The sequence below is a fragment of the Streptomyces sp. 5-10 genome (genome assembly GCF_014712245.1).
Taxonomy (GTDB): domain Bacteria; phylum Actinomycetota; class Actinomycetes; order Streptomycetales; family Streptomycetaceae; genus Streptomyces; species Streptomyces violaceusniger.
Genome location: NZ_JACVYG010000057.1, coordinates 52,149 through 65,135 on the forward strand (window position 1 = coordinate 52,149; position 12,987 = coordinate 65,135).

Here is a 12,987-nt window from a genome sequence, read left to right on the forward strand (position 1 = left end):
CCTTGCCAACCCCCTCGCACAGGTCACCGGGGATCTTGCGGTGTCCGCCGGCCGAGGCCTGTGGTGTCCGCGCGGCGGTAGGGGGTGCTGTCCTGGTTTCCCTCTCGATAGCGTCCGACCGCGGGGGCGCCGGGGTGGTCGCATGGATCGGCGGTCTGCACGTCGGTGACGCCGGACTCGACGGTGACCTCGGACCGTTTGACGTTCGTGCCGACAGCGCAGGAGAGAGTGAGCCGTGCCGGATCCGGAACCCCAGTCCTTCTATCCGCAGTTCCCCACTCTGGTCCATGCGGTGCGCTGGTGGAGCGAGCAGACCCCTGATCGCGCGGCGGTCGCCTTCCTCGCCGACGGTGACCACGAAACCGAGCGACTGACCTACGCCGACCTCGACCGGGAGGCACAGCGCACCGCCGCCGGTCTGCGGCAGGAACTCCGCCGTGGTGACCGCGCGATGCTCTGCTTCCCGTCCGGACTCGACTTCGTGGTCGCCTTTCTGGGCTGCCTGTACGCCGGGGTGATCGCCGTGCCCGTGTACGCGCCCCGCACCGAGCGCGACCTCGGCCGGCTGATGGTCATCGCCTCGGACTCGGGCGCCAAGGCCGCCCTGACGACCGAGGACGCCATGGAGAAGGTCCTGAGGAACGCCCCGGCCTCGCTGCGGGACCTGCCCTGGCGGACGGTGGACGGCATCCGGTCCTCGGCCACCGCCTGGCCGCCTCCGCGGGTCGAGCCCGGCGACATCGCCTTTCTCCAATACACCTCGGGCTCCACCTCCCGGCCGAAGGGGGTGGTTCTGTCACACGAGAACCTGGCGGCCGACATCCGGATGATGGGGCTCGGCTTCGGCACCCACCCCGGCACGAGGGTCGCGAGCTGGCTGCCCGTACATCACGACATGGGGCTGATAGCCAGCCTGTTGATGTCCTTGTGGCAGGGGCTGTTCACCGTCCTGATGCCACCGGCGGCGTTCGTACAGAAACCGGTGCGCTGGCTGCGGGCCGTCTCGGACTACCGCGCGACCGTGGTGATGTCCCCGAACTTCGGCTACGAACTGTGCTGCCTGCAGACGGATCCCGATGACGTGGCGCGGCTGGACCTCTCCTCGCTCGAGCTGGCTCTCAACGGGGCCGAGCCGATCCGGCCGCAGACCCTGGAGAGATTCAGCCGCACCTTCGCGCCCGCCGGATTCCGCAGGTCGGCGTTCTTCCCCGGGTACGGGCTCGCCGAGGCGACGGTGTTCGCGTCGGGGCACCACCTGTCGACGAGCGCCGGCATATGGATCGACAAGGCGGCCTTCGAGCACGGCCGGGTCCTCACCTCCGCGGCCGGCCACCCCGCCGCACGTCAGGTGGTGTCCTGTGGCAACCCCGCGACCGGGCAGCGCGTCGCCATCGTGCGTCCCGACACCCGCCGGCAGTGCTCGGCCGACGAGGTGGGCGAGATATGGCTCGCCGGGCCGCACATCGCGCGGGGGTACTGGGACAACCCCGACGCCTCGGCCGAGGTCTTCGGCGCGACGTTGCCCACGGACCCCGGGACCACCTATCTGCGCACCGGGGACCTCGGGTTCCTCCGGGACGGCCAGCTTTACGTGGCCGGCCGGCTGAAGGACCTCATCATCGTGTTCGGCCGGAACCACTATCCGCAGGACATCGAGACCACAGTGGAGGCACACCCGGCCATCCGCACGGGGTACAGCGTCGCCTTCGCGGTGACCGCGGACGGCGGGGAGGGCCTCGGCATCGTGGCCGAGGTGGCGCGCGACCATCTGCACGGCGACCTGACCGCCGTCGCCGAGGCGATCACCGAGGCGGTCTGGGCCGAGCACGAGGTGAGCGTTCTCGAACTGGTCCTGCTGCGGCCGAAGGGCCTGCCCAAGACGACGAGCGGCAAACTGCAGCGCCGACGCACCCAGGACCTGTTGCGCAGGGACGAGCTGCCGGAGGTGTACCACTGGCCCGAGCGACGGGCGGAGCGACAGGACGAACGACAGACCGAGCGACGGCCCGAGCCCGGCGACGCGGCGGCCGCGGCCGTGGGGAACAGCGGCCACGCGGGCGAGGGCCACGGGGCGCCGAGCGACTCACCGCTCGCCCGGCGGCTTGCGGCACTGCCCGCCGCCGACGCCGAACGCGAGCTTCGCGAACTGGTCACCCGTGAGGTCGGTGCCGTTCTCGGCCGGCCACCGGGGGCCCTGGTGGAGCCCGACCGTCCGCTGCGGGAGATCGGACTGGACTCGCTGCGCGGCGCGCGCCTGCGGGCCGGGCTCGCCGCCGCGGTGGGCGCACGGCTGCCCGAGACGCTGGTGTTCGACCATCCCACCGTCGAAGGGCTCGCCGGACAGCTGGGCGTTCGACTGGGTGTCAGCGCCGGCGAATCCACGACGACGGCCCCCGTGCCGGCACACCCCGATGCTGAACCGATCGCCATCGTGTCGATGAGTTGCCGCTTCCCCGGTGAAGCGACCACGCCCGAGGCGCTGTGGGCACTGCTGCTCGACGGTCGCGACGCCGTGTCCGCCTTCCCGGACAACCGCGGGTGGGACAGCCCGGCTGACGGTCGGCCGTACGCCGGGGGAGTTCTCCGCGACGCCGATCAGTTCGATCCCGCGTTCTTCGGCATCAGCCCCCGTGAGGCGGTCGCGATCGATCCGCAGCAGCGTCTGCTGCTGGAACTGGCCTGGGAGACGCTCGAGCGTGCGGCCATCCCGCCGGCCTCGCTGCGCGGTTCCGCGAGCGGCGTCTTCGTCGGCCTCTACGACAATGACTACGGGCCCGGGTGGCGGGACGCCGATGCCGTTCCGGCACCCCTCAAGGGCTATCTGAGCACGGGGCGCCTGACGAGCGCCGCCTCGGGGCGGGTCGCGTACACCCTGGGTCTGGAAGGCCCGGCGATCAGCGTCGACACCGCGTGCAGCTCGTCGCTGGTCGCACTGCACCTCGCCGCTCAGGCCCTGCGGCGGGGCGAGTGCCCCCTGGCCCTGGCCGGCGGCGTGACCGTCATGGCGACGCCCTCGGCATTCGACGAGCCGAGTCCGGCCGGCGAGAGGGCGCCGGACGGGCGGTGCAAGCCCTTCTCCGCCGAGGCGGACGGGACGGGCTGGTCCGAGGGCGCCGGAATGGTGCTGCTGGAACGGCTGTCCGACGCCCGGCGCAACGGTCACCCGGTGCTGGCCGTCTTACGCGGCTCCGCCGTCAACCAGGACGGCGCGAGCCAGGGCCTGACGGCACCCAACGGGCCCTCCCAGCAACGGCTGATCCGGCAGGCGCTGGCCACCGCACGCCTGTCACCCGCGGACATCGACGCCATCGAGGCACACAGCACGGGCACCCCCCTCGGCGACCCGATCGAAGCACAGGCGCTGCTCGCCACGTACGGCGCGGCGCACACCCCCGACAGGCCCCTGTGGCTCGGCAGCCTGAAGTCGAACCTCGGCCACACCCAGGCGGCAGCCGGCATCGGCGGCGTCATCAAGATGGTGCTCGCCCTGCGGAACGGCCTGCTGCCCGCGACGCTGCACGCCGCGCAACCGTCACCGCACGTGGACTGGTCGGCGGGCACGGTCCGGCTGCTCAACGAGGCGGTTGCCTGGGAGGGCGACGGCACGCCCCGCCGCGCCGCGGTGTCCGCGTTCGGCCTGAGCGGCACGAACGCCCATGTGATCCTCGAAGAGGCACCGCCCGAACCCGGCGCGGTGGCCGCCGAACCACAGGCGCCACCAGCCCCTTCGCCACTGCCCGTACCGCTGTCCGTGCCACTGCCCGTACCGCTGTCCGGCCGCAGCGAGGCGGCGCTGCGCGCCCAGGCGAAGCGGTTGCACGCCCACCTCGAGGCCCACCCGCGGCCGAGCCTCGCCGATCTGGCGTACTCCCTCGCCACCACCCGCTCTCATTTCGAGCACCGGATCGTGCTCGTCGACCGGGACCTCGCGGCGCTGCGCGACCAACTGCGCGCCGTCGCCGCGGGCGACCCCGCGCCCCGGGCCGTGTCCGGACGGCGCGACGTCACCGGCAAGGTGGTCTTCGTCTTCCCGGGGCACCAAGCGTCGTGGCCGGGCACGGCGCTGCCCCTGTGGGACAGCTCCCCGGTGTTCCGGGAGCGGCTGCGGGCATGCGAGCGAGCGTTCGCGCCGTACGTGGACTGGTCGCTGACCGATGTGGCGAAAGGCGCCGAGGGCGCCCCGGACCCGGACGACGCGGATGTCACGGAGCACATGCTGTTCGCCGTCATGGTGGCGCTCGCGGCCCTGTGGCGCTCGATGGGCGTGGAGCCCGACGCGGTTGTGGGCCACGGACCGGGCGAGATCGCGGCGGCCCACGTCGCCGGTGCCCTGTCGCTCGAGGACGCCGCGAGAATCGTGGCGCTGCGCGGCCGCACTCTGCGGCGACTGGCGGGACAGGGCGCGCTGGCCACCGTCGAGCTGCCGGAGAACGACCTGCGGACCCACCTCGCGCGCTTCGGCGGCCGCCTGTCGCTGGCCGGTGTCAACGGCCCCACCTCCACACTCGTGTCCGGGGCGGTCGACGACCTCACCGCGCTCGTGCGGGACCTGACCGACGCCGGAGCCGCCGTGCGCACCGAGCCCACCCCCTTCGCCCCGCACTCCAGCCAGGTCGACACCATCGAGGACGAACTGACCACCGCCCTGGCGGATCTGGCACCCCGCGAGTCGGAGGTGGCGTTCTACTCGACCGTCACCGGCACACGCCTGCACACCGGGGGACTGGACGCGCACTACTGGTACCGCAATCTGCGGCAGCCGGTCCGCTTCGCCGACGCCGCCACGAGCCTGATGGCGGACGGGCACCGCTTCTTCGTGGAGGCCGGCCCCCATCCCGTTCTGGTGGCGCCGCTGCGGGAGACGGCCGAACCGGTCGGCGCCCCGACCCTGGTGGTCGGGTCCCTCCGCCGGGACGGAGGCGACCTCGCAGACCTCGAACTCGCCCTCGGCGCCCTCCACTGCCGCGGACTCGACGTCGACTGGGACGCCCGCTTCGCGGCCCACCGCCCACGCCGCACCGACCTGCCCACCTACGCCTTCCAGCGCGAACGCTTCTGGCTCGAGGCCCCCCGGCCGGGCGACGCCGACGTGACCTCGGCGGGGCTGGAGACGGCCGATCACCCGCTGCTCGCGGCCGTCGTCCCCCTGGCCGACACCGACACTCTCGCTCTCACGGGCCGGATCTCGCTGTCGGACCACCCATGGCTCGCCGACCACACGGTCTTCGACCAAGTGATCGTGCCGGCCACCGCTTTCGTGGAACTCGCCCTGACCGCCGCTCACCACACCGGCCTGGACCGGGTCGAGGAACTGACACTGGAGAAGCCACTGCCGCTCCCGGCCGACGGCGCCGCCATCACCCTCCAGGTGGTCGTCGGCGTACCCGACGACCACGGTCGCCGATCGGTGACCGTGCACACGCGGCCCGCCGGTGCGGCTCCGGGCGTCGCATGGACCCGCCACGCCGCCGGGCGACTCGGCCCGGCCCGGCCGGCCCCCGTCGGCGACCTGCGGATCTGGCCGCCGGAAGGTGCCGTCCCCGTGCCCGTCGAGGGGCTGTACAAGAGCCTGTCCGACCTGGGCCTGAGCTACGGTCCCGCGTTCCAGGGACTGCGGGCGGCGTGGCAGCGCGGACCGGAACTCTTCGCCGAAGCCGTCCTGCCGGGCGACGCCGCCCCCGACGCGAGCCGCTTCGGGCTGCATCCTGCGCTGCTCGACGCCGCCCTGCACACCGCGGCGCTCCACACCGCGCACAGTGACGCCCCGGTGCGGCTGCCCGTCTCCTGGGCCGGCGTCTCACTGCTCGCCGTGGGAGCCACCACGCTGCGGATCCACCTGGAGCGACGGCCCGGCGAAGAGACGGTCGCCCTGCGCTTCGCCGATGCCACCGGCGCTGCCGTCGGCGCCGTGGAGGCCCTGACCACGGCTCCCGCGTCGGCCCGCCGGCTGCACGGTGAACTCGCCCGCACCGGCCACGGACGCCTTCTGCGCATGGACTGGGCCGCGCCCCAGGGCGCCTCGACCGCCGCCCTGCCCGCCAACGTCGCCGTGATCGGCCCGGCCCTGCCCGACGGGCCCGTAAAGGGGCGGCACCACACCGACCTCGCGGCGCTGACCCGTACCCTCGATCAGGGTCCCGCACCCGACCTGCTCGTCGTCCCCTGCCACACCGACCCCGACGACCGTGCCGGCGGCGACCCGGTCGCCGCGGCACACGCCGCCACGGCCCGCGTCCTCACACTGCTGCGGGACTGGATCGCCGATGACCGGCTCAGGGCCTGCCGTCTGGCACTGCTCACCCGGCGTACGGTGGCCACGGACCCCGACGACGCCATCGAGGACCTCGCCGGGGCCGCCCTCGCCGGGCTGGTCCGTTCCGCCCGGGCCGAACACCCCGACCGCGACGTCATCCTCATCGACACGGACGACACCGAGGCATCCCGCCAGGCGCTGCCGACGGCCCTGCTCAGCCCCGAACCACAGGTCGCCCTGCGCGCCGGCCGGCAGCTGGTGCCACGGATGCGCCCGGTACCCACCGGCGCCGTCGCACGGCACCACACGGCCGACGCCGACCCGACCACCCGGACGCTGCCGCGGCTTGACCCCGACGGCACGGTGCTGCTCACCGGAGGAACCGGAACGCTCGGCGCCCGACTCGCCCGGCACCTGGTACGGAACCACGCGGCCAGGCACCTGCTCCTCACCTCCCGGCCGGAAACCACCGCCGACGGAGCACGCGAACTCCGCGACGAACTGGCGGCGGCCGGCGCCACAGTGGCCGTCGTCGCATGCGATGTCGCCGACCGCACCGCCGTGGAGAACCTTCTGTCGACCATCCCGGACGGCCACCCGCTCACAGCCGTCGTCCACGCGGCCGAGGCCTCCGACGACGGTGTGCTCACCGCCCTGACCCCCGAACGGCTGAGCTCGGCCCTGCGCGCCACGGCCGACGCCGCCTGGCACCTGCACGACCTCACCCGGACGCACACCCTGTCACCCTTCATCCTCTGCTCCTCCACGACGGGAGTCCTCGGCACCGCCGGACAGGCGAGCCACGCGGCGGCCGGCACCTTCCTCAACGCCCTCGCCCAGCAGCGCCGAGCGCAAGGGCTGCCGGCTCTGGCCCTCGACTGGGAACCGTGGGAGCAGCGGCGCCGCCTCACCCCCGGGACGGACGACGGCACCGACCGGCCGCGCGCGGCCCGCCCCGGGACACTCGCCCCGACCACCGAGGAAGGCCTCACCCTGTTCGACGCCGCCCTCGGCCGGCCCGAAACGGTCCTCGCCCTGGCACACCTGGACCCCGCCGCACTCGGGGCGCATCCGCATCAACTGCCGCCGATGCTGCGACACCTCGGCCGGACCGCCGTACCCCGCCGGACCGCCACCAACACACCGGACGCACCCACCGTCCAGCGGCGGCTCCACGCCCTGTCCGCCGCGGAGGGACAACAGTTCCTGCTCGACCTGGTCCGCGCCGAGGCGGCGACCGTTCTCGGCCTGGCCTCGCCCCGTGCCATCGAAGCCGACCAGCCGTTGGGCACCACCGGACTCGACTCGCTCTCGGGCCTCGAACTGAAGAACCGGCTCTCCACCGCCGTCGGCCTCGCGTTGCCCCTGACCGTGATCAGAAACCGGGACACCGTCGCCGATGTCGCCCGGGCCATCTTCGAAAAATCCCTCATCCACATGGCCTCGCGGAGCAACGAGCCGTACCCGGCCCCCGAGGACGCCGCCGACGCCGCCGACGCCGCCGACGCCGCTTACGAGCAGGAGGCACTGTGACCACCGACGAACTGCTGCTGGCCCTGGCCAAGGCCGACGTGAAGCTGTGGCTCGACGGCGATCGTCTGGTGTACCGCGCGGCGAAGGGCGCGATGACCCGGGAACTCCGGGAGCAGTTGATCACACACAAGGCCGACCTCATCCGCCTGCTCCAACAGGACCAAGCCACCGTCAGCGCACCCACCGCCCGGACGGAGGCCCCGGGCGACGCGGCCCAAGCCCTGTCCAGCGGACAGGAGCGGCTCTGGCTGATCGAGCGCCTCGCGGACGCCGGCCCGCTCTACAACGTGCACTTCAAACTGCACTGGAAAGGCGCCCTCGACACAGAGATCCTGCACGACGCCCTGAGCGACATCGTGGCCCGGCACGCGCCGCTACGGACCACCTTCACCGAGGTCGACGGCGTCCCCCGCGCGATCACATCACCCCGAGCGGCAGTCGAAGTGGCGCATTCCGATGTGCGCGACCACGCACCCGAGGCGCGGACCGGCGCGGCGGACGAGGAGATCCTCGCCCACCAGCGCGCCCCCTTCGACCTCGCCCACGGGCCACTGATGCGAACGGCCGTCATCACCCTCGCCGACGACGACCACATCGTCCTCTTCACCCAGCACCACATCATCAGCGACGGCTGGTCCATCGGACTGTTCCTGGCCGAACTCGGCGAGCTGTACCGCGCCCGGCACCTCGGCGAGAAGGCCACCCTGCCGGAGCTGCCGCTGCGCTACGCCGACTACGTCCGCTGGCAACAGGAACAACGCGAAACACCCCACCACGCGGCACACGTGGCCTGGTGGCAGGACCACCTGGCCGACCTGCCGCCGCTGGCACTGCACCGGGATCACCCGGCGCTTCCCGGCACCCCCGACCACAGCGGAAGCGACCACGAGTTCGTGCTGTCCGCCGCCCTGACCCGGCAGCTGAAGGACATGGCACAGGACCAGAAGTGCACGCTCCACACCGTCCTGCTCGCCGCCTGGGCCATCCTGCTGCACCGGCACGCCGCCCAGGACGACTTCGCCGTGGGCCTGGTGACCAGCGGCCGCGACCACGCCGAGTTCCAGAACCTGATCGGCTTCTTCGCCAACACCCTGGCCCTGCGCTGCGATCTGTCCGGCGACCCGACCGTCGTCGAGGTGATCCGCCGGATGAGCCACGAGACGGAGGCCGTCCTCGAACGGGAGATCCCGTTCGCGGACGTCGTGGCGGCGACCGGCGCGCCGCGGGACGCGAGCCTCACCCCGCTCATCCAGACCGCCTTCGTCTTCGAGAACATCCCCGTGCCCGACGTGCTGAGCGCGTCGGCCCCGCACGGCCTGCCCGCGACCGTCACGTTCGACGCCCGGATCGGCGGCGCCGTCGAGGGCACGACGAAATTCGACCTCTCCTTGAACATGAAGGAGACGAACGACGGCATCAGCGGCCGGATCGAGTACGCGAACACGCGGTTCGACGCCGCCACCATCCGCCGGCTCCACGAGCACTTCGTCACCCTGCTGCGCAGCATGGTGCGGACCCCGCACGAACAGGTGGGAAGGCTGGAACTCCTCACCGCCCACGAGCGACACCTACTCCTCGTCGAGTGGAACGACACGTCCCGCGCCTACCCGGAGCATCAGAGCCTCCACGACCTGTTCGCCGAGCAGGCGCGGCGCTCGCCGTCGGCGGTGGCCGCGGTCCACGGCGAGCGCACCCTCACCTACGCGGAACTCGACGCCCGCGCCGACCGGCTCGCCCGGCGCCTCAGGTCCCTCGGAGTGACGGCCGGCGACAACGTCGCACTCCTCATGGACCGCTCCCTCGAACTGGTCACCGCCGAGGTGGCCGTCCTGCGGGCCGGTGGCATCTGCGTACCCCTGGACCCCTCTCACCCGCACGAGCGACTGGCCTTCCTGATCGCGGACAGCGAATCCCGCCACCTCCTCACCACCCAGGGCCGGCCGCTGCCCGCGCATGACGGCGTCGTCCGCGTCGACGTCGACGTCGACGCGGACGACGCCGTCATGAGCGAGCAGCGGCCACTTCCCGCGGTCTCCAGCGACGCGCCCGCCTACATCCTCTACACCTCGGGCTCCACCGGAGTCCCCAAAGGCGTCGTCCTGTCCCATCGCGCCCTCGTACGCCTCGTCGTGAGCGACGGCCTGATCCCCGTGGACGACGCCATCNGCCTCGTCGTGAGCGACGGCCTGATCCCCGTGGACGACGCCATCCACGCGGCCTTCGCGTCCAGTCCCACGTTCGACATCTCCACCCTGGAAATATGGACGCCGCTGGTGAACGGCGGACGCATCGTCGTCATCGACCAGCACACCCTGCGCGATCCGCGCCGCTTCGGCGCGGCGCTGACCCACCACGCGGTGACCTTCCTGTGGATGACCGTCGGCTTGTTCAACCAGTACGCGGACGAGATCGCCGCCGAGATCGGCGCACTGCGGCACCTCGTCGTCGGCGGTGACGCCCTCAACCCCGACGTGATCGGCCGGGTGGCGCGCTCCCACCCGCCGCGTCACCTGCTCAACGGATACGGACCGACCGAGTCCAACATCGCGACGAGCTTCGAGATCCGGGATGTGCCTGAGGGGGCGCAGACCATCCCCATCGGCCGCCCTCTCCCGAACACCCGCGTCTACATCCTGGACAAGCACCGTCAGCCCGTGCCGATCGGCGTGACCGGCGAGCTGTACATCGCGGGCGCCGGAGTGGCGGAAGGCTACTTCAAGCGCCCCGAACTGACCGCGGAGCGCTTCGTCCGCGACCCGTTCGGTTCGCGGCCGGACGCGCGGATGTACCGGACGGGCGACCTCGGCCGATGGCTTCCCGAGGGAACGATCGACTTCCTCGGCCGCAACGACTTCCAGGTGAAGGTGCGCGGCTTCCGGATCGAACCGGGCGAGATCGAAGCCCGGCTGCTGGAGTCCCCTGAGATCAGCCAGGTCGTGGTCCTGGCCCGGGAGGACACCCCCGGAGACAAGCGCCTCGTCGCCTACTACGCATCCGCCGGCGAGATCGGCGCGGAGGTGCTCCGCGACCGCCTGCTGGAGCAACTGCCCGCATACATGGTGCCGGTTGCCTTCGTGCGGCTGCCGGCCCTGCCGCTGACCTCCAACGGCAAGGTGGACCGCCGGTCACTCCCCGCACCCAGCGCCGCCGCGTACGCGACGCGGGCGTACGAGGCACCGGCCGATGAGACGGAAACAGCACTCGCCACGATCTGGGCGGAGCTGCTGGACGTCGACCGGGTCGGCCGCCACGACGACTTCTTCGAGCTGGGTGGCCACTCCCTCCTGACCGTCCAGGTCATGTCGCGCATTCGCCGTGTGCTCGGGGTCGAGGTACCGCTCGGCGACCTCTTCGCCCGCCCCGTCCTCGCCGACTTCGCGAGCCGGGTCCTCGAAGCCTCATCGACGGTCCTTCCGCCGGTGACCCCGGCCGAAGCGCGGGACCGGCACGATCTCTCCTTCACCCAGCGGCGCTTGTGGTTCCTGGCGCAGGCCGATGGCGTGAGCGAGGCATATCACATCTCCGGCGGCCTGCGGCTGCGCGGACCGCTGGACAAGGCGGCGCTACGCCGGGCCCTGGACCGGATAGTGGCCCGCCACGAAGCCCTCCGGACCACGTTCGTCCTGGAGGACGAGCAGCCCGTGCAACGCGTCGCGCCGGTCGCCGAGAGCCGGTTCCACCTCCAGGAGCGGCAGGTCCAGGCGGACTCGACGCTGTCCGACCTCCTGACGGCCGAGGCCGCCGTTCCGTTCGACCTGACCGAAGGCCCCCTCATCCGGGGGTGCCTCATCCCCGAAACGGATGACTGCCACCTCCTCCAGGTCACGATGCACCACATCGTGTCGGACGGCTGGTCCCTCGGCGTGTTCTTCCAGGAACTCGCCACGCTGTACGGCACGTATGTGAGCCGGGAAGAGGAGACACTGCCGGACCTGCCGGTGCAGTACGCCGACTACGCGGCGTGGCAGCGGCGCTGGATGTCCGGCGACGCGATCCGCCACCAGGCGCGGTACTGGGAGCAGACGCTGGCCGCGGCGCCGACGACGCTGACGCTGCCCACGGACCGCCCGCGCCCGGCGCGGCAGGACCACGCCGGAGACACGCTGAGCTTCGAACTGGGCGAGAGCCTGACCAAGAGTCTGGAAGCCCTCAGCGCCCGACACGGTACGACGCTGTTCATGACGCTGCTCTCCGGGTGGGCCGCACTGCTGGCGCGCTACTCGGGCCAGGACGATCTGGTCGTGGGCATTCCCTCGGCGAACCGGGGGCGCAGCGAGCTGGAAGGACTCATCGGTTCCCTGGTGAACACCCTCCCGGTGCGGGTCGACCTGACCGGCTCCCCGACGGTCCAGCAGCTCCTGGGACAGGTCAAACGGCACGTGGTGGGGGCTCAGGAGAACCAGGACATTCCCTTCGAGGAGATCGTCCGGCTGGCGAACCCAGTCCGCAGTCCGGCCCACAATCCGCTGTTCCAGGTGATGTTCGCCTGGCAGAAGAACGACCTCCTGCGGAGTGTCGACCTCGCCGGACTCGACACAGAGATCCTTCCCGTCGTCCCCAACGGCACGTCCAAGGTCGACCTCACCCTCTTCATGGAGGAGATGGCGAGCGAGGAGAGGGGGACCACGGTCGCGGGCACTCTGGAGTTCGCCACGGCACTGTTCGACGCCGACACGGCCGCCCGCCTGGTCGACTCCTATCTCACGCTGCTGCACGGGATGGCCGAGGACGACAGCCTGACCGTGGACCGGCTGCCGATCCTGTCGGCGGTGGAGCGTGAGTTGGTGGTGGGTGGGTGGAATGCGACCGAGGCGGTGTTTCCGGAGGTGTCGGTGCATGGGTTGTTTGAGGAGTGGGTGGTGCGGGATCCGGGTGCGGTGGCGGTGGTGTGTGGGTCGGAGTCGTTGACGTATGGGGAGTTGGATGCGTGGGCGAATGGGGTGGCGTGTGGGTTGCGTGGGTTGGGGGTGGGGTTGGGTGATGCGGTGGTTGTGGTGGTGGAGCGTTCGGTGGGGTTGGTGGTTGCGGAGTTGGGGGTGTTGAAGGCGGGTGGGGTGTATGTGCCGTTGGATGTGTCGGTGCCGGGGGAGCGGTTGGGGTTTGTGGTGGGGGATTGTGGGGCGCGGGTGGTGGTGGCTGCGGGGGGTCAGGTGGTGCCGGAGTGGGTGGGGGTTGAGCGGTTGGATGTTGATGCGGTGGAT

The 12,987-nt window shown here is 71.8% G+C and carries 2 protein-coding genes; both read left to right on the plus strand.

Annotated elements, in window-relative coordinates:
* The first annotated feature begins 235 nt into the window (after nt 1-235).
* On the plus strand, nt 236-7,786 hold the full coding sequence (locus tag IEJ02_RS39890; RefSeq protein ID WP_191069263.1) for a type I polyketide synthase: 7,551 nt from the start codon (nt 236-238) through the stop codon (nt 7,784-7,786).
* A partial coding sequence (locus IEJ02_RS39895; protein ID WP_191069264.1) for a non-ribosomal peptide synthetase occupies nt 7,783-12,987 on the plus strand: 5,205 nt, incomplete at its 3' end. The genes IEJ02_RS39890 and IEJ02_RS39895, both read left to right, overlap by 4 nt.